Origin of the sequence: Variovorax cryoconiti (assembly GCF_051216395.1) — a bacterium.
Taxonomy (GTDB): domain Bacteria; phylum Pseudomonadota; class Gammaproteobacteria; order Burkholderiales; family Burkholderiaceae_C; genus Variovorax.
Genome location: NZ_JBPJZI010000008.1, coordinates 245,367 through 264,052, shown reverse-complemented (window position 1 = coordinate 264,052; position 18,686 = coordinate 245,367). Strand labels below are relative to the sequence as shown.

The following is an 18,686-nucleotide window of genomic DNA, read 5'->3' as shown; positions in this document are numbered from 1 at the left end:
GATGGTGGCGATGGCGGCGGGCTTCTCGCCGGCCTTGTACTGGGCGTAGGCCTTCTCCAGCTGGGCCTGCTGGGCCAGCGGGGTGCCGGCGGCGCGGCCTTCGAGCTTCTCGTACAGCGGGATGGCCTTGTCGTAAGCGCCGGAGCCGGCTTCGTCCTTGGCTTCGCTGTAGATCTTGTTGGGGCTCCAGTTGGCCGTCTCGTCGACCTTGGTGGTCGAGCAGCCGGCAACGAGCCACGCGGCCGCAGCGAGCGCCGTCCACGCGGGGACAACCGATAATTTGGCGCGAAACATCACATGAAGCTTTCTTGAAACAAGTACCTTCGATTATATCGACCGACCCTCTGGACGAAGCCCTGGGCGGCCCTGACGCGAACGAGGCCGACGAAAGTGCCGATCTCGGCGAGACCAGCGAGGTGCGGGCCTTTGCCATCGGCATGGCGCAGCACGGGCAACGGCTGGACCGTTCGCTGGCCGTTTTGGTTCCCGAGTTCTCGCGCAGTTACCTGCAGCAACTGATCGATGCGGGCGCGGTCATGCTCCAGGGTCGGGTGGTGACCAAGGCCTCGCTCACGGTGCGCGTGGGCGAGGCCGGACAGATCGAACTGCGCCCCACGCCGCAGAGCCAGGCCTTCAAGGCCGAGCCGATGGACCTGCGGGTGGTCTACGAGGATGCGCACCTGCGGATCATCGACAAGCCCGCCGGGCTGGTCGTGCACCCCGCGCCCGGCCACTGGAGCGGCACGCTGCTCAACGGCCTGCTGGCGCTCGACCCGCAGGCGGCGCTGTTGCCGCGCGCCGGCATCGTCCACCGGCTGGACCGCGACACCAGTGGCCTGATGGTCGTGGCGCGCACGCGTGCCACGATGGACGCGCTGGTGCAACTGATCGCGGCGCGCGATGTCTCGCGCCAGTACCTCGCCATGGCGCACCGGCCGTGGACGGGCGCGGCGGCCCGGCAGGTCGACGCGCCGATCGGCCGCGACCCACGCAACCGCCTGCGCATGGCGGTGGTTGATCTGCAGCGCCACCCGGGCAAGACGGCGCGCACGCTGATTGAGCGGCTGGACGGCACCGCCGAGGGCTGCGCGGTGCGTTGCACGCTGGAAACGGGACGCACCCACCAGATCCGCGTGCACATGGCGTCCATCGGTCATCCGCTGGTGGGCGACGCGCTGTACGGCGGGGCACCGGCGGCCGGGATGTCGCGCCAGGCGCTGCATGCGTTCCGCCTGGCCTTCGTGCATCCGCAGACGCAGAAGCCGCTGGTCTTTTTGGCGCCGCCGCCCGACGACCTAGCCCAGGGCTTCGCGGCCTGGGGCCTGGACTACAATCGCGCCTAACGGCCCGAGGGCCGCGCTGGCCTTTCAAGCCGGCCTTGCGTTCCGCCCGCCATGTGCCGGCCACGCCGCTTCTCCATCACGAGACTCTCCATCCATCTGAACGTGCGCCGCTGGCGCCTTTTTCCGGATAACGCGAACCATGAATACGGCGGATGCCAAGCGCATTCTTGAGACCGCCTTGATCTGTTCGACGCAGCCCCTGCCGGTGCGCGAACTGCGCGTGCTGTTCGACGACGAACTGGGCGCCGACACGATCAAGTCGCTGCTGATCGAATTGCAGGAAGACTGGACCCAGCGCGGCCTCGAGTTGGTGAGCGTGGGCAGCGGCTGGCGCTTTCAGAGCCGGCCGGAGATGCGCGACCACCTCGACCGCCTGCACCCCGAGAAGCCGCCGCGCTACACCCGCGCCGCGCTCGAGACGCTGGCCATCATCGCGTACCGCCAGCCGGTCACGCGCGGCGACATGGAAGACATCCGCGGCGTCACGATCAACTCGCAGATCTTGAAGCAGCTCGAGGACCGCAACTGGGTCGAGGTCATCGGCCACCGCGAGACCGTCGGGCGGCCGGGTCTGTATGCGACCACGCGGCAGTTCCTCGACGACCTGGGCCTGGGCTCGCTCGACCAGCTGCCGGTGATTGAATCCCCGGCCCAGCAGAGTGCGCTGCTCGACGCCCTGGCCGAAGCCGTCAGCCCCGAGCAGTCGGCACTGCCGATGGATGGCCCTTCGCTGGACGACGCCCAGGACGGCGGCGCCGACGCTGCAGCACTGGCCGAAGCCGCTGCCGACACAACGACAACGACCGATAGCCCGATCGAGCCGACCGGCCTCGACGACCCCGATGCACCTGCCGTGCCTTCCGGAACCACACCCCCATGAGCTCCTCCGAACCCGATGACGCGGTGATCCCGCCTGCCGACAACGCCGCCGCCGAGGCTGCCCCCGCGCCCGCCAAGCGCCGACCCCGCAAGCCCAAGGCCGTGGTGGAGCCGCAGGTGCAAGTCGAAGGCTCCGGCGAGCCCGGTGAGCCGGCCATCGAGCCGCCCGCCGCGCCTGCCGCACCCGCAGTGGCGCCCGTCGTCGAAGCGGCCGCGCCGCGTCCTGCACCCGCTGTTGCCGACGTGCGACCGCGCGCCGAAGAGGAAGACGAAGACCGCGCCGACGAGGAGGAGGAAGAAGACGAGGATGACGACGAGGACGAACTCGACCGCGCCCGCCGTGCCGCCGACCGCGAGCGCCGCAACGCGCCGGAGCCGGAGCCCATCCGCTTTGCCGACGTCATCTCCGGCCAGTTCGATGCCGACGAGGAAAGCCCGGAAGTGCCGCCGCTCAAGCGCGTGCTGCTGCCCGAGGCCGACTCGCCCAAGCTGCACAAGGTGCTGGCCCAGGCCGGCCTGGGCTCGCGGCTCGAGATGGAGGCGCTCATCCTGCAGGGCCGCATCTCGGTCAACAGCGAGCCGGCCCACATCGGCCAGCGCATCCAGTACGGCGACCAGGTCAAGATCAACGGCAAGCCGATCCGCTACCGGATCGCGCCGCCGCCGGCCCGCGTCATCGCGTACCACAAGCCCGTTGGCGAAGTCGTCACGCACGACGATCCGCAGAACCGTCCGACCGTGTTCCGCAAGCTGCCGCGCCTGGTGCAGGGCAAGTGGCAATCGGTCGGGCGCCTCGACCTGAACACCGAAGGTCTACTGCTCTTCACGAGTTCGGGTGAGCTCGCCAACCAGCTGATGCACCCGCGCTTCGGCCTGGAGCGCGAGTACGCGGTGCGCGTGCTCGGCGCGCTCAACGCCGAAGAGAAGAAGAAGCTGCTCGAAGGCGTGCGCCTGGACGACGGCATGGCCCAGTTCGGCAGCATCGAGGAAGGCGGCGGCGAGGGCTCCAACCACTGGTACCGCGTCACCATCTCCGAAGGCCGCAACCGCGAGGTGCGCCGGTTGTTCGAGTCGGTCGGCCATGCGGTGAGCCGGCTCATCCGCATTCGCTACGGCGCGATGCTGCTGCCGCGCGGCCTCAAGCGCGGTGCGTGGATGGAGCTGGACGAGCGCGACATCCGATCGCTGTTCCAGGCGGCCGGTGGCGGTGCGCCGCGGCCCGCACCGGGTCCGCGCGAGCAGGGTGCCGAGGGCGGCGGCCGCAACGGTCGCGGCAACAACAAGCGCCGCGGTGGCCGCAACGGCGGCAATGCCGGCGGTCCGCCGATGCCCAATCCGGGCGGTGGCCAGGCGGCGCGCGGCGATCGGGGCCGGGGCGGCAACGCCGGCGGACCGCCGCAGGGGCGTCGCAACAACAAGGGCCAGGGCCAGCCGGGGCAGGGTCAACCGGGGCAGGGCCGGGCGGCCGGTGACGACCGCGCACCAGGCGGCGCGCAACCCGATCCAATGAAGACCTCGCTGGGTTACATCGGCGCCGACAGCTTCTCGCGCCAGCGCAAGGAACAGCGTCAAGGGCCGCGTCGGGGTGGGCCGGGCGGTGGCGGCTTCGGCGGCGGCGGGCCGGGTGGTTCCGGCGGTGGCCGACGCCGCGGCCGCTAAAACTTTTCAGGACCGCGGTTTTCGCGGTCTTTCAGCCGGGCGCTCGCGGCGCGCCGGTTAAAATCAGAGGCTTTGTCAAGGTCGCGGGCTGCGCTGGCGGCGCCGCGGCGGACCTCATTTCGACATCAACTGCTCAGGAAGCAACTTCTCCATGGCCATCGAACGCACCCTCTCCATCATCAAGCCCGACGCCGTCGCCAAGAACGTCATCGGCAAGATCGTTTCCCGTTTTGAAGCCGCCGGCCTCAAGATCGCTGCCGCCAAGCTGGTGCACCTGTCGCGCGCCGAAGCCGAGCAGTTCTACGCCGTGCACAGCGCGCGTCCCTTCTTCAAGGACCTGGTCGAGTTCATGATCTCCGGCCCGGTGTTCGTGCAAGTGCTCGAAGGCGACAACGCCATCGCCAAGAACCGTGACCTGATGGGCGCCACCGACCCGAAGAAGGCCGCTGCCGGCACCATTCGCGCCGACTTCGCCGACAGCATCGACGCGAACGCCGTGCACGGTTCGGACGCACCGGAAACCGCTGCCAACGAAATCTCGTTCTTCTTCGCCGGCCTCAACGTCTACGCACGCTGAACATGACCCACCCCCGAAGCGCCTGCGGCGCCTCCCCCTCAAGGGGGCGCACCCAGCGGCCCGGCAAAGCCGGTTCCGCGGGTGCCCGCGCATGCGCCTCGCCTTGCCCAGGCCCGGGGGTGATCGCATGACCACGGTCAACCTGCTCGAGTTCGATCTGGAGGGGTTGGCCGCGTTCTGCGAAAAGCTGGGCGAGAAGCGTTTCCGCGCGACGCAGCTCTTCCGCTGGATCCACCAGCGCGGCGCGAGTGATTTCGCGCAGATGACCGACCTGGCCAAGTCGCTGCGCGAGAAGCTGGCGACCACGGCGCGCATCGAGGCGTTGCCGGTCATCACCCAACACGAGTCGGCCGACGGCACCATCAAGTGGCTGTTCGACGTGGGCGACGGCAATGCCGTCGAAGCCGTTTTCATTCCCGAGGACGATCGCGGCACCTTGTGCGTGTCGTCCCAAGCTGGCTGTGCGGTAGGTTGCCGGTTCTGTTCGACCGGGCACCAGGGCTTCAGCCGCAACCTGCGCACCGGCGAGATCACGGCGCAGCTCTGGTTCGCCGAGCACTTTCTGCGCAAGCACCTGAAGCGCGACGAACGTGTCATCTCGAACGTCGTGATGATGGGCATGGGTGAGCCGCTGCAGAACTATGCGGCGCTGGTGCCCGCCTTGCGCACCATGCTCGACGACAACGCCTACGGGCTGTCGCGCCGTCGCGTGACGGTCTCGACATCCGGTGTGGTCCCGATGATCGACCGGCTCGGTGCCGACTGCCCGGTGGCCATGGCGGTGTCGCTGCACGCCCCCAACGACGCGCTGCGCGACGACCTGGTGCCGCTGAACCGCAAGTACCCGATCGCCGAACTGCTCGAAGCCTGCAAGCGCTACCTGGCGCACGCGCCGCGCGACTTCATCACCTTCGAGTACTGCATGCTCGACGGCGTGAACGACCAGCCCGAGCATGCGAAGCAGCTGGTCGACCTGGTGCGCAGCACCGGCATTTCTTGCAAGTTCAACCTGATTCCTTTCAACCCCTTCCCGGCGTCGGGTCTGCTGCGTTCGCCGCAGCCGCGGGTGGTGGCCTTCGCGCGCACCCTGAGCGAGGCCGGCATCGTGACTACCGTGCGCAAGACGCGCGGCGACGACATCGATGCCGCCTGCGGCCAGTTGGCCGGCGACGTCAAGGACCGCACGCACGCGGCCGAGCGCATGGCGCAGCGTCGCATCGTCACGCTGCATCCCGTCCGTGTGGCGGCCTCCGAGGAGCACTGAAGCGATGAGCATGGTTTTCTCGACGCCGCACGCCGGCTTGCTGCGCGGTCTGATGGGCGCGGCGCTGCTGGCGTTGCTCGCCGGCTGCGTCAGCACCACGACCCAGACCACCCGGCCCGTGGGAAGCGGCGACGGCAACCGTGCCGAAATGGTGACCGCGTCGGACGAGCCTTCCGGCCGTCGACGCGCCCGCATCCGCCTCGAGCTGGCCATCGGGTATTTCGAAGCCGGCCAGACCACCGTGGCGCTCGACGAGATCAAGCAGGCGCTCGCGGCCGACCCGAACTTTGCCGACGCGTACAACCTGCGCGGCCTGGCCTACATGCGGCTGGACGATGCCGGTCTGGCCGAAGACAGCTTCCGTCGGGCCATCGCGCTGAACCCGCGCGAGCCCAACACGCTGCACAACTACGGCTGGCTGCTGTGCCAGCAGAAGCGCTATGGCGACGCGGCCCAGCAGTTCAGCGCAGCACTCGCCGTGCCGAATTACCCCGATCGCGCCAAGACGCTGATGACGCAGGGTGTCTGCCAGATGCAGGCCGGCCAGCGTCCGGAGGCCGAGCGCAGCCTGACGCAGGCCTACGAGATCGATGCCGGCAACCCGGTCATCGGCTACAACCTGGCGGCCTTGCTGGCCCAGCGCGAAGATTGGTCGCGCGCACAGTTCTACATCCGCCGGGTCAACAACAGTCCGTCGGCCAACGCGGAAACGCTGTGGCTCGGCATCAAGATCGAACGCAAGCTCGGCAACCGAGAGGCCATGGCCCAGCTCGGCGGTCAATTGCAGCGCCGCTTCCCCCAGTCCCGGGAGGCAACAGCGTACGAACGCGGGAATTTCGATGATTGAACGCGCCAGCGAATTCGGCAGCTCACAAACGGCTCCCTTGAGCCATGGCGACAGCACCCACAAGACGGCCGGCGACCTGCTGCGTGAAGCCCGCGAGGGGCATGGCCTGCACATCGACGTGGTGGCGGCGGCTCTCAAGGTGCCGACACGGAAGCTTCAGGCGCTGGAAGACGATGACATCGACGCCTTGCCCGACCCGGTCTTCGCACGCGCGTTGGCCGCAAGCGTCTGCCGCGCGCTGCGCGTCGATCCGGCGCCGGTGCTGGCCAAGCTGCCGGGTGCCGTGCGTCCGAGCCTGGCCGAGGCCGACCGCCCGTTGAGCGGCAGCTTCCGCTCGGGTGCACCGCGCACGCACGGCGGCGCGGGCGCCACGCCGTCCCGGGCGTTGCTGGTGGTCGTGGCGCTGCTGTTGGCAGGCGCTGCGGCGTTGGTGTGGCTGCCTTCGGGCGCCTTCGAGCAACTGAGCCAGTGGGTGTCGGGCCTGACGGCGGAGCGTTCGGCGTCGAGCGCAGATACCGGGATGCCTCAGCAGAGCGCCGATGCGCCCGCCGGCACGGTGGTCGAGTCGGTGCCGACGCTGCCGCCACCGAGCGAAGTGCCGGCGGTATCGTCCGTTCAGACGGTCCCGAGCCCGTCGGTGCCGGTGGCCTCAGTGGCCACGCCGGCATCCAGCGGCAGCGACGCGCTGGTGTTCGTGGCGAGTGCCGACTCGTGGATCACCGTGACCGACGCGACGGGCAAGGCGCTGCTGCGCCGCATCGTGACGCCTGGCGAAACCGTCGGCCTGAGCGGCACGCTGCCGTTGTCGGTGGTCGTCGGGCGCGCCAGCGGGGTCACGGTGCAAGTCAAGGGCAAGCCCTTCGACCTGACGCCACTCGCGCGTTCCGGTGGTGTGGCGCGTTTCGAGGTGAAGCCATGAGCGAAGAAAGCCTGCCGATCGAACCCGCCGCGCCGCTGGCGCGCCGCTCGCGCCAGGCCAGCGTGGTCTGGGGGCCGCGCACCGTGACGGTGGGCGGCGACGCACCCGTGCGCGTGCAGTCGATGACCAACACCGACACGGTCGACGCCATCGGCACCGCGATCCAGGTCAAGGAGCTGGCCATCGCCGGCTCCGAGATGGTCCGCATCACGGTCAACACGCCCGAGGCTGCGGCCCAGGTGCCCTACATCCGCGAGCAGCTCGACCGCATGGGCATCGACGTGCCGCTGATCGGCGACTTCCACTACAACGGCCACCGCCTGCTCACCGACTATCCGGCCTGCGCCGAGGCGCTCAGCAAGTACCGCATCAACCCCGGCAACGTGGGCAAGGGCGACAAGAAGGACAAGCAGTTCGGCCAGATGATCGAGGCCGCGATGCGCTGGAACAAGCCGGTGCGCATCGGCGTGAACTGGGGCAGCCTCGACCAGGATCTGCTGGCGCACCTGATGGACGTCAACAGCCAGCGCGCCACGCCGTGGGGTGCCAAGTCGGTGATGTACGAGGCGCTGATCACGTCGGCGATCGATTCCGCGAAGCTCGCCGAGTCGATGGGCATGAACGGCGACCAGATCATCCTCAGCTGCAAGGTGAGCGGCGTGCAGGATTTGATCTCTGTCTACCGCGAACTCGCCAGGCGCTGCAGCTATCCGCTGCACCTGGGCCTGACCGAAGCCGGCATGGGCACCAAGGGCACGGTGGCGTCGGCGACCGCGCTGTCGATCCTGCTGCAGGAAGGCATCGGCGACACCATCCGCGTGTCGCTCACGCCGCAGCCGGGCGAAGCGCGCACGCAGGAGGTGGTGATCGCCAACGAGATCCTGCAGGCGCTGGGCCTGCGCATGTTCGTGCCGAGCGTCACCGCCTGCCCGGGTTGCGGCCGCACGACCAGCACGACCTTCCAGGAATTGGCCAAGCAGATCGACGACTATCTGCGGCAACAGATGCCGGTGTGGCGCACGAAGTACCCCGGTGTCGAGAACCTCAAGGTGGCCGTGATGGGTTGCATCGTCAACGGCCCGGGCGAGAGCAAGCATGCCGACATCGGCATCAGCCTGCCCGGCACCGGCGAGGCCCCGGCCGCGCCGGTCTTCATCGACGGCGAGAAGGCGCTCACGCTGCGCGGCGACAACATCGCCAACGAGTTCCACCAGCTCGTCGAAACCTACATCGAGAAGCGCTTCGGCAGCGAGCACGCTGCTTCCGCCGCCTGATTTTTTCTCCCTGGATCCCATGGCCGACAAATTGAATGCCGTCAAAGGCATGAACGACATCCTGCCGCCGGAATCGGCGCGCTGGGAATGGCTCGAAGCCATCGTGCGCGACCTGATGGGCCGCTACGCCTACCGCAACGTGCGCACGCCCATCGTCGAGCACACGGCGTTGTTCGTGCGCGGCATCGGCGAGGTCACCGACATCGTCGAGAAGGAGATGTACTCCTTCGAAGACAAGCTCAACGGCGAACAGCTCACGCTGCGCCCCGAGGGCACCGCCAGCCTGGTGCGCGCGGTCATCGAGCATTCGATGCTGTACGACGGCGGCAAGCGCCTCTGGTACACCGGCCCGATGTTCCGCCACGAGCGTCCGCAGCGCGGCCGCTACCGGCAGTTCCACCAGGTCGGCGCCGAGGTGCTGGGCTTCGCCGGTCCCGAAGTCGATGCCGAGCTGATCCTGCTGGCGACGGCGCTCTGGAAGGCGATCGGCCTCGCCGACGTGCGCCTCGAACTCAACAGCCTGGGCCAGCCGCCGGAGCGCGCGGCGCACCGTGCGGAACTCATCCAGCATTTCGAGGCCCACGCCGACACGCTCGACGAAGAGGCCAAGCGCCGGCTGCACAGCAACCCGCTGCGCATCCTCGACACCAAGAACCCAGCCATGAAGGACGTGGTCGAGTCGGCGCCGAAGCTGATCGACTTCCTCGGTGCCGAGTCGCTTGCGCACTTCGACGGCCTGCGCGCCATCCTCGACGCCAACGGCATCGGCTACACGATCAACCCGCGCCTGGTGCGCGGCCTGGACTACTACAACCTCACCGTGTTCGAGTTTGTGACCGACCGTCTCGGGGCGCAAGGCACGGTGTGTGCCGGTGGCCGCTACGACGACCTGATCGCGCAGATCGGTGGCAAGCCGGCGCCGGCGGTGGGTTGGGCCATGGGCATCGAGCGCGTGCTCGAGCTCGTGAAGGAGCAGGGCACGCCGGTGCCGCTGCCGGTGCCGGACGCCTACGCCGTGATCCCCGATGCCGCGGCCATGCCGGTGGCGCTGCGTGTGCTGCAGCAGTTGCGCGAGGCCGGCGTGCGCGTCCAGATGCACGCCAGCACGGTCGACGGGCTCGGCAGCTTCAAGTCGCAATTCAAGAAGGCCGACGCCAGCGGCGCAGCCTATGCGCTGGTGTTCGGCGCCGACGAGCTGGCCCGCGGCGAGATCACCGTGAAGGCGCTGCGCGACGGCAGCGGCGCCCAGACCGTGCGTTCGCTCTCCGACGTGGGCGCCTGGGCGGCCACTCTACAATCGCCGACCCTTCTCACCTGACAGCGCATGGCCACCCATCTCGACCTCGAAGAGCAGGAACAGCTCGACCAGCTGAAGCATTTCTGGAACACCTACGGCACGCTCATCACCTGGGTCGTGCTGCTGGCGGCCGGCGCCTTCATGGCGTGGAACGGCTGGCAGTACTTCCAGCGGACCAAGGCCGCGCAGGCGTCGGCGCTCTACGACGAAGTCGAGCGCAGCGCCCAGGCCAATGACGCCGCACGCATCGAGCGTGCGCTCGGCGAGATGAAGAACCGCTTTGCCGGTACCGTCTACGCGCAGCAGGCCGGCCTGCTGGCGGCCAAGACACTGAACGAGCAGGGCAAGGCCGATGGATCGCGTGCCGCACTCGAATGGGTCGCGCAGAACGCGGTCGACCCCGGCTACCAGGCGATCGCCCGGCTGCGCCTGTCGGCCGAGTTGCTGCAGCAGAAGTCCTACGACGACGCGCTCAAGCAGCTCGCGTCGCCGGTTCCGAAGGAATTCGACGCGCTCATCGCCGACCGCAAGGGCGACATCTACTTGGCACAAGGCAAGCGCGACGAGGCCAAGACCGAGTACCAGAAGGCGTGGACCGCCTTCGATGCCGGCAACGAATACCGTCGCCTGGTCGAGATCAAGCTCAACGCCGTCGGCGTCGACCCCAAGACACTGACCTCCGCCGCTGCGGCGCCGGCCAAGAACCCCTGATCGCCATCATGAATCTGTCTCGTCTCGTGTCCCACACACCCGCGCTGCGCGCCGTCGCGATGACCGTGCTGGTCGCTGCGCTGGCGGCCTGTTCCGGCACGCCCAAGCCCAAGCCCGTCGACCTGCCGGCCAACCCGGCGCTGTTCGGCGTGCGCCAGGCCTGGAAGATCGCCATTCCCAAGACCGAGTTCTCGCTGCAGATCGACGTCAGCGGCGACACGGTGACGGTCGCCAGCGCCGACGGCACCGTGGTGGCCATCGATTCGCGTTCGGGCCAGGAGAGCTGGCGGGCCAACGCTGGCGCACCGCTGATCGCAGGCGTGGGCAGCGACGGCGCCATCGCCGCCGTCGTCACGAAGGACAACGAACTCGTCGCCCTGCAGGCTGGCAAGGTGCTGTGGAAGCAGCGCCTCCCGGCACAGGCGTTCACCGCGCCGCTGGTGGCCGGCCGGCGCGTGTTCGTGCAGAGCGCCGACCGCACCATGACGGCATGGGACGGCCAGACCGGCCGCCGCCTGTGGGCGCAACAGCGCACCGCCGAGAACCTGGTGCTGCGCAAGCCGGGCGTGCTGCTCGCCGTGGGCGACACGCTGGTCACCGGGGTGGGCGGCCGCCTGGCCGGGCTCAATCCGGCGAACGGTTCCTCGCGCTGGGAATCGCCCATCGCGGCACCGCGCGGCACCAACGACGTCGAGCGGCTGGTCGACCTGACCGGCAGCGTGAGCCGTGTGGGCGACACCGTCTGCGCACGGGCGTATTACGCCAGCGTGGGCTGCGTCGACACCAACCGCGGCGTGCTGCTGTGGAGCAAGCCGGCGTCCGGTGCCGAAGGCGTGACCGGGGACGACCGCTTCGTCTACGGCACCGAATCGAACGGTGCCGTGGTGGCCTGGCGCCGTGCCGACGGCGAGCGCGCCTGGTCGGTAGACCACTTCAAGTACCACACGCTGACCGCGCCGCTGGCCGTGGGCCGCTCGCTGATCATCGGCGACGAACTCGGCATGCTGCACCTGGTGTCGCGCGATGACGGCAAGCTGCTCGATCGCGCCACGCCGGACGGCTCGCCGATCGTCGCCACGCCGGTGCTCGCCGGCAACACGGTCGTCGTCGTCACCCGCAATGGCGGTGTGTTCGGCTATCGCCCTGAATAACGCAACCAAGGGGCGCTGCTCATGAAACCGGTCATCGCACTGGTCGGTCGCCCCAACGTTGGCAAATCGACCCTGTTCAACCGCCTCACGCAAACGCGTGACGCCATCGTTGCGGACTTCGCGGGCCTGACCCGCGACCGTCACTACGGCAACGGCCGCCTGGGTCGGCACGAGTTCATCGTGATCGACACCGGCGGCTTCGAGCCCGACGCGGGCAGCGGCATCTTCAAGGAGATGGCCAAGCAGACGCGCCAGGCCGTCGCCGAGGCCGACGTTGTGGTGTTCGTGGTCGATGCGCGCGAAGGTCTTTCGGCGCAGGACTACGAGATCGGCAAGGAATTGCGCCGGCTGGGCAAACCCTGCGTGCTGGTGGCCAACAAGGCCGAAGGCATGCACGACGGCACCAAGCTGGTCGAGTTCTACGAGCTGGGGCTGGGCGACGTGCACGGCGTGTCAGCGGCGCACGGGCAGGGCATCCGCGACCTGGTCGAGCTCGCGCTCGAACCGCTGAACCTGCCGGAGCCGGAAGACGAGCAGGACAACGGCGAGGCCAAGCCGATCAAGCTGGCCGTGGCCGGCCGGCCGAACGTCGGCAAGTCGACGCTGATCAACACCTGGCTGGGCGAAGAGCGGCTGGTTGCCTTCGACATGCCGGGCACCACGCGCGACGCGATCTCCGTGCCCTTCGAGCGCAACGGCCAGCGTTTCGAACTCATCGACACCGCTGGCCTGCGCCGCAAGGGCAAGGTGTTCGAGGCGATCGAGAAGTTCTCGGTGGTCAAGACGCTGCAGGCCATCGAGTCGGCCAACGTCGTGCTGCTGCTGCTCGATGCCACGCAGGGCGTGACCGACCAGGACGCGCACATCGCCGGCTACATCCTCGAGTCCGGCCGCGCCGTGGTGATCGCCGTCAACAAGTGGGACGCGGTCGACAGCTACCAGCGCGAGCAGGTGCAGCGGCAGATCGAGACCCGGCTGCCCTTCCTCAAGTTCGCGGCGCTGCACCTGATCTCCGCCATCAAGCGGCAGGGCCTCGGCCCGGTCTGGCAGGCCATCGCTCAGGCGCACAAGTCGGCCACCCGCAAGATGTCGACGCCGGTGCTCACCCGCCTGCTGCTCGAGGCGGTGCAATTCCAGTCGCCGCAACGCGCCGGCATGTTCCGGCCGAAGCTGCGCTATGCGCACCAGGGCGGCATGAACCCGCCGGTGATCGTGATCCATGGCAATTCGCTGGAACACGTGACCGAGTCGTACAAGCGTTTTCTCGAAGGGCGCTTCCGCAAGGAATTCGATTTGGTCGGTACGCCGCTTCGGATCGAATTCAAGTCGTCGCAGAATCCTTACGCGGACAAGTAAAGAGGCGAGTCCGCTTCCTGAATCGAGGCGGGCGAGCTTGGTGGAAACCCAAAGTTCCCTTACCGAAGAGACGTTATTTTTTCAAGGCCATTGGGCGCCGTGCTGCAGCGGGGAAACCCTGTGTTAAGGTTCTCGGTCCTCTAACTCTTCCTTGAACACGGAGAATATCGTGAGCAACAAAGGGCAACTTTTGCAAGACCCGTTCCTGAACACTTTGCGTCGGGAGCATGTGCCGGTTTCCATTTATCTGGTAAACGGTATCAAGCTTCAGGGTCAGATCGAATCTTTCGATCAATATGTCGTGCTGCTGCGGAACACTGTGACGCAGATGGTCTACAAGCACGCCATCTCCACCATCGTGCCTGGCCGCGCGGTCAACTTCTCGGCTGCCGAGAGCGACGACGCTGCTGCCTGACCGGCACTCCGCGCGGCAGGCTCGCCTGCCGCGCCTTTTTCTGCCAACCCCCATTCCGCTTGTCTGAAGACATTCCCCGCCAGGATGGCGCCGTCGTTCTCGTCGGTGTCGATTTCGGGCTGCCCCATTTCGACAGCGCCCTCGAAGAACTCGGCCTGCTCGCGCAGACCGCCGGCCTCACGCCGGTCGAGCGCCTGATCTGCAAACGCAAGGCGCCCGACGCCGCGCTGTTCGTCGGGAGCGGCAAGGCCGACGAGATCCGCGAACTGGCCGAGCTGCACCGCGCCAGCGAGGTCATCTTCGACCAGGCCCTGAGCCCGGCGCAGCAGCGCAACCTCGAGCGCACGCTGGGTTGCGCGGTCTACGACCGCACTTTCCTCATCCTGGAGATTTTTGCCCAGCGTGCGCGCTCGCACGAAGGCAAGCTGCAGGTCGAGCTGGCGCGGCTGCAATACCTCAGCACCCGCCTTGTGCGCCGCTGGTCTCACCTGGAGCGCCAGACCGGCGGTGCCGGTGTGCGTGGCGGTCCGGGCGAAAAGCAGATCGAACTCGACCGCCGGATGATCGACGAGTCGATCAAGCGCACCCGCGAGCGCCTGGCCAAGGTGCAGAAGCAGCGCAGCACGCAGCGGCGCCAGCGCGAGCGGCGCGACACCTTCAACATCTCGCTGGTCGGCTACACCAATGCCGGCAAGTCGTCGATCTTTAATGCGATGGTCAAGGCACGGGCCTACGCGGCGGACCAGCTCTTCGCCACGCTGGACACGACGACGCGCAACCTCTACCTGGGCGATGCCCGGCGCCAGGTGTCCATTTCCGACACCGTCGGCTTCATCCGCGACCTGCCGCACGGCCTGGTCGACGCCTTCAAGGCGACGCTGCAGGAAGCGGTCGACGCCGATCTGCTGCTGCATGTGGTCGATGCGTCCAACCCGCACCATCCCGAGCAGCTGGCCGAAGTGCAGCGGGTGCTGCGCGAGATCGGCGCTGACGAAATTCCGCAGTTGCTCATCTTCAACAAGCTCGACGCCCTTGAAAGCGCGCAGCAACCCCTGCAGATGCAGGACGAGATGGACGTCGACGGCGTGCAGGTCCCCCGCCTGTTCGTGAGCGCGCACAGCGGCGCCGGGCTGCCGGCGCTGCGCAGCGAGCTGGCGCGCCGCTCCGGTTCGGTCCCCGCGGGCATGTCCTTGGAGGCCGGGGCTGAATTGCACGATGCACCCGGCTGATTGGGCACAATCCCTCCACTGACGAGAGAACCGAACAGAATGAATGCAAAGCCAGTGTGGAGACGTTTTCAGGGCATGTTCAACCTGAACGACGGCCGATGGGGACGGGGCGACGAGCCCGCGTCGAACAGCGACCGCCCGACAGCCAACCGCCCCGACGCCGATCCGCCGCCTTCGGGCAACAACAACCAACGCCCGCGAGGCCAGGGCCCCAACCAGGGCCCGCCGGACCTCGACGAACTCTGGCGCGACTTCAACCGCAAGCTCGGCGGCCTCTTCGGCGGCGGCAAGGGCGGCGGCAACCGTCCGCCCAGCGGCAACGGTGGCGGCTTCAAGCCCGACATGAAGAACGCCGGTTACGGCCTGGGCCTGATCGTCGGCGTGGCCGTGCTGATCTGGCTGGGCACCGGCTTCTTCATCGTGAACGAAGGCCAGCAGGCCGTCATCACCCAGTTCGGCCGCTACAAGACGACCGTCGGCGCCGGTTTCAACTGGCGCCTGCCGTACCCGATCCAGCGCCACGAGGTGGTGGTGGTCACGCAGATCCGTTCGACCGACGTGGGCCGCGACAGCATCGTGCGTTCCACCGGCCTGCGCGAATCGGCCATGCTGACCGAGGACGAGAACATCGTCGAGATCAAGTTCGCCGTGCAGTACCGCCTGAGCGATGCCCGCGCCTACCTCTACGAGAGCAAGGCGCCAGCCGACACCGTGGTGCAGGTTGCCGAGACGGCGGTGCGCGAAGTGGTCGGCAAGATGAAGATGGACGCGGCGCTGGCCGAGGAGCGCGACCAGATCGCCCCGCGCGTGCGCACGCTGATGCAGACCATCCTCGACCGCTACAAGGTCGGCGTCGAAGTCGTGAACATCAACCTGCAGCAGGGCGGCGTGCGTCCGCCCGAGCAGGTGCAGGCGGCCTTCGACGACGTGCTCAAGGCCGGCCAGGAACGCGAGCGGGCCAAGAACGAAGCGCAGGCCTATGCCAACGACGTGGTGCCACGCGCCACCGGTACGGCATCGCGCCTGAAGGAAGAGTCCGAAGCCTACAAGGCACGCATCGTGGCCCAGGCGCAGGGTGACGCCGGCCGCTTCGCCGCCGTGCTGGCCGAGTACCAGAAGGCGCCCCAGGTGACACGCGACCGCATGTACACCGACGCCATGCAGCAGATCTACACCAACACCACCAAGGTGCTGGTCGATTCGAAGCAGGGCTCGAACCTGCTGTACCTGCCGCTCGACAAGCTGATGCAGGGCACCGGTGCCGGCACGGCCGGGGCGCCGGTCGATGGCGCCAGCCCGAACGTGGCCGGCACTGCGCCGACGCAGTCTTCGGTGATCCCGGTGGCACCGGCCAGCAACGACGCGCGACTGCGCGACGGCCGCTCGCGCGACCGCGACGCACGTTGAAGCGGAGCACAAGAACATGAACAGAATCGGATTCATTGCATCGACGATCCTGGTGGCGCTCGCGCTGCTGAGCTCGACGCTCTTCGTGGTCGACCAGCGCCAGTTCGGCGTGGTCTACCAGCTCGGCCAGATCAAGGACGTGATCACCGAGCCCGGCCTCAACTTCAAGATGCCGCCGCCGTTCCAGAACGTGTCGTACATCGACAAGCGCCTCTTGACGCTGTCGAGCCTCGAGACCGAGCCCATGCTCACGGCCGAAAAGCAGCGCGTGGTGATCGACTGGTACGTGCGCTGGCGCGTGTCTAACCCGTCGGAGTACATCCGCAACGTCGGTCTCGACGAGAACGCCGGTGCCGTGCAGCTCAACCGCGTGGTGCGCAACGCCTTCCAGGAGAACGTCAACAAGCGCACCGTGCGCGACCTGATCTCCGTGCGGCGCGAGCAACTCATGGCCGACGTGCAGCGCGAAGTGCTGTCGGTGGTGAAGGGTGCCAAGCCCTGGGGCGTGGACATCGTCGACGTGCGCATCACCCGCGTCGACTACGTGGAAGCGATCACCGAGTCGGTCTACCGACGCATGGAGGCCGAACGCAAGCGCGTGGCCAACGAGCTGCGTTCCACCGGCTTCGCCGAAGGCGAGAAGATCCGCGCCGATGCCGATCGCCAGCGCGAAGTGACGGTCGCCAATGCCTACCGCGACGCGCAAAAGATCAAGGGTGAGGGCGATGCCCAGGCCGCCTCTGCGTACAGTGAAGCCTTCGGCCGCGACCCGCAGTTCGCGCAGTTCTACCGCAGCCTCGACGCCTACAAGCAGAGCTTCAACAAGAAGAGCGACGTGCTGGTGGTCGATCCCGCATCGTCTGACTTCTTCCGCGCATTGCGCGGTCCCGGCAGCCCGACGCCCCAGCGCTGAGCGCTTTCATGAGCGCTGACGCCCTGTGGAGCGCGTTGGCGCTCGTGCTGGTGATCGAGGGGCTGCTGCCCTTCGTGTCGCCGGGTGGCTGGCGCCGCGGCTTCGGCCAGTTGATGCAGCTGCGCGACGGCCAGCTGCGCTTCTTCGGCCTGTGCAGCATCCTCGTTGGCCTGTTGCTGCTCTGGATTCTGAACTGAGCGTTCATCTTGCGGGTCGGCCCGACGACGGGCTCCCTGTCCGCGCCCGGTAGAATCCCGGTTTAACCACGCCCCCGATCCCCATGTCCGCCTGGGTCCTCCCGGATCACATTGCCGATGTGCTGCCTTCCGAGGCGCGCCACATCGAAGAACTTCGACGCGAACTGCTCGACACCGCCCGTGGCTATGGCTACGAGCTGGTGATGCCGCCGCTGCTCGAACACCTCGAGTCCCTGCTGTCCGGTACGGGCGAGGCGCTCGACCTTCAAACCTTCAAGCTGGTCGATCAGCTCTCGGGCCGCACGATGGGCTTGCGTGCCGACACCACGCCGCAGGTCGCGCGCATCGATGCCCACCTGCTGAACCGCCGAGGCGTCACGCGGCTTTGCTATTGCGGCCCGGTGGTCCACACCCGGCCCGACCGCCCCCATGCCACGCGCGAGCCGCTGCAATTCGGTGCCGAGATCTACGGCCACGCCGGGCTCGAAGCCGACACCGAAGTGCTGCTGCTGGCGCTCGATTGCCTGCGCGCGGCAGGCTTGCCATCGGGTGTGATCGTCGACATGGCCGATGCCCGCATCGTGCGTTCGCTCTTCGCTGGCGTCATGGTGGATGCGGCCGTCATCGCCCGTGTGCATGCCGCGCTGGCTGCCAAGGATGCGAGCGAACTGCGCACGCTGACGCGCGACTTTCCCGCGGCCTCGCGCGAAGGCCTGCTGGCCCTGGTGCAGCTTTACGGCGACGCCACCGTGCTGGACGAGGCGGCCACGGCGCTGCCCGACACGGCCGCCGTGCGCGACGCGCTGCACGACTTGAAGCAACTGGCCGCCCGCCTCGACGGCGCGACCGTGAGCTTCGACCTGTCCGACCTGCGCGGCTATGCGTACTACAGCGGCATGCGCTTCGGCATCTACGTGAACGGCGCCGCCGACGCCCTGGTGCGCGGCGGCCGCTACGACGAGGTAGGCGCGGTCTTCGGCCGCAACCGGCCGGCCGTCGGCTTCAGCGTCGACCTGCGCGAGCTGGTCGGCGTGGTGCCGAGCCGACCATTGCGCGCCGCCATCCGCGCACCGTGGAGCGACGCGGCCGGCCTGCGTGCGGCCATCGCCGCGCTGCGCGCGCAGGGCGAAACCGTGGTCTGCGTGCTGCCGGGCCACGACAGCGAAATCGACGAGTTCCAATGCGACCGGGAGCTCGTCCAGAGCGCCGGCCAGTGGAACGTCCAAGCCATCTGAATCTTGAGAAGCG

19 protein-coding genes are annotated in these 18,686 nt (G+C 68.0%); 18 read left to right on the top strand and 1 reads right to left on the bottom strand.

Translation table 11 applies throughout. From position 1 onward, the window contains the following. Positions 1-294 (bottom strand): outer membrane protein assembly factor BamD (bamD, locus tag ACSFA2_RS19675; protein WP_435457003.1); only part of this gene is annotated, 294 nt, incomplete at its 3' end. Between the two features lie 35 nt (positions 295-329). Between bamD and ACSFA2_RS19670 the strand changes: the two genes are divergently transcribed. The 18 genes from ACSFA2_RS19670 (at position 330) to ACSFA2_RS19585 (ending at position 18,673) form a co-directional block, all read left to right on the top strand. Further along, positions 330-1,343, top strand: a complete 1,014-nt coding sequence (locus tag ACSFA2_RS19670; protein WP_435457015.1) for an RluA family pseudouridine synthase — start codon at positions 330-332, stop codon at positions 1,341-1,343. A 139-nt stretch (positions 1,344-1,482) separates the two neighbouring features. Further along, complete coding sequence (scpB, locus tag ACSFA2_RS19665) at positions 1,483-2,223, top strand: SMC-Scp complex subunit ScpB (RefSeq protein WP_435457002.1); 741 nt, start codon at positions 1,483-1,485, stop codon at positions 2,221-2,223. After that, positions 2,220-3,881, top strand: coding sequence for a pseudouridine synthase (locus ACSFA2_RS19660; protein WP_435457001.1), 1,662 nt, complete (start codon positions 2,220-2,222; stop codon positions 3,879-3,881). Before scpB ends, ACSFA2_RS19660 begins: the two co-directional genes overlap by 4 nt. 151 nt (positions 3,882-4,032) lie before the next feature. Then, a complete protein-coding gene (gene ndk / locus ACSFA2_RS19655; protein ID WP_435457000.1) occupies positions 4,033-4,458 on the top strand; it encodes a nucleoside-diphosphate kinase in 426 nt (141 codons plus the stop codon). 127 nt (positions 4,459-4,585) lie between these two features. Continuing rightward, on the top strand, positions 4,586-5,722 hold the full coding sequence (gene rlmN, locus ACSFA2_RS19650) for a dual-specificity RNA methyltransferase RlmN (RefSeq protein WP_435456999.1): 1,137 nt from the start codon (positions 4,586-4,588) through the stop codon (positions 5,720-5,722). 4 nt (positions 5,723-5,726) lie between these two features. Further along, a complete protein-coding gene (gene pilW / locus ACSFA2_RS19645; RefSeq protein ID WP_435456998.1) occupies positions 5,727-6,569 on the top strand; it encodes a type IV pilus biogenesis/stability protein PilW in 843 nt (280 codons plus the stop codon). A gap of 37 nt (positions 6,570-6,606) precedes the next feature. After that, a complete protein-coding gene (locus ACSFA2_RS19640) occupies positions 6,607-7,488 on the top strand; it encodes a helix-turn-helix domain-containing protein (RefSeq protein ID WP_435456997.1) in 882 nt (293 codons plus the stop codon). Further along, entirely contained in the window at positions 7,485-8,762 is a 1,278-nt protein-coding gene (gene ispG, locus ACSFA2_RS19635; protein ID WP_435456996.1) for a flavodoxin-dependent (E)-4-hydroxy-3-methylbut-2-enyl-diphosphate synthase, read from the top strand. The genes ACSFA2_RS19640 and ispG overlap by 4 nt, the downstream gene beginning before the upstream one ends. A gap of 19 nt (positions 8,763-8,781) precedes the next feature. Then, positions 8,782-10,080: a histidine--tRNA ligase gene (gene hisS, locus ACSFA2_RS19630; protein ID WP_435456995.1), complete on the top strand. Its 1,299-nt coding sequence runs from the start codon at positions 8,782-8,784 to the stop codon at positions 10,078-10,080. A gap of 6 nt (positions 10,081-10,086) precedes the next feature. Then, a complete protein-coding gene (locus ACSFA2_RS19625; RefSeq protein ID WP_435456994.1) occupies positions 10,087-10,770 on the top strand; it encodes a YfgM family protein in 684 nt (227 codons plus the stop codon). Between the two features lie 8 nt (positions 10,771-10,778). Further along, complete coding sequence (gene bamB / locus ACSFA2_RS19620) at positions 10,779-11,921, top strand: outer membrane protein assembly factor BamB (RefSeq protein ID WP_435456993.1); 1,143 nt, start codon at positions 10,779-10,781, stop codon at positions 11,919-11,921. A 21-nt stretch (positions 11,922-11,942) separates the two neighbouring features. Further along, on the top strand, positions 11,943-13,277 hold the full coding sequence (gene der, locus ACSFA2_RS19615; protein ID WP_435456992.1) for a ribosome biogenesis GTPase Der: 1,335 nt from the start codon (positions 11,943-11,945) through the stop codon (positions 13,275-13,277). Between the two features lie 169 nt (positions 13,278-13,446). Continuing rightward, on the top strand, positions 13,447-13,692 hold the full coding sequence (hfq, locus tag ACSFA2_RS19610; RefSeq protein WP_162566896.1) for an RNA chaperone Hfq: 246 nt from the start codon (positions 13,447-13,449) through the stop codon (positions 13,690-13,692). Between the two features lie 59 nt (positions 13,693-13,751). Then, the gene (hflX, locus tag ACSFA2_RS19605; protein WP_435456991.1) at positions 13,752-14,921 is read left to right on the top strand and encodes a GTPase HflX; all 1,170 of its coding nucleotides are present in this window, start codon (positions 13,752-13,754) and stop codon (positions 14,919-14,921) included. Positions 14,922-14,996: 75 nt separating this feature from the next. Beyond that, on the top strand, positions 14,997-16,328 hold the full coding sequence (gene hflK / locus ACSFA2_RS19600) for an FtsH protease activity modulator HflK (protein ID WP_435456990.1): 1,332 nt from the start codon (positions 14,997-14,999) through the stop codon (positions 16,326-16,328). 16 nt (positions 16,329-16,344) lie between these two features. After that, complete coding sequence (gene hflC / locus ACSFA2_RS19595; RefSeq protein WP_435456989.1) at positions 16,345-17,241, top strand: protease modulator HflC; 897 nt, start codon at positions 16,345-16,347, stop codon at positions 17,239-17,241. An 8-nt stretch (positions 17,242-17,249) separates the two neighbouring features. Continuing rightward, positions 17,250-17,438, top strand: a complete 189-nt coding sequence (locus tag ACSFA2_RS19590) for a DUF2065 domain-containing protein (RefSeq protein ID WP_435456988.1) — start codon at positions 17,250-17,252, stop codon at positions 17,436-17,438. A gap of 83 nt (positions 17,439-17,521) precedes the next feature. Next, on the top strand, positions 17,522-18,673 hold the full coding sequence (locus tag ACSFA2_RS19585; RefSeq protein WP_435456987.1) for an ATP phosphoribosyltransferase regulatory subunit: 1,152 nt from the start codon (positions 17,522-17,524) through the stop codon (positions 18,671-18,673). Positions 18,674-18,686 lie beyond the last annotated feature (13 nt).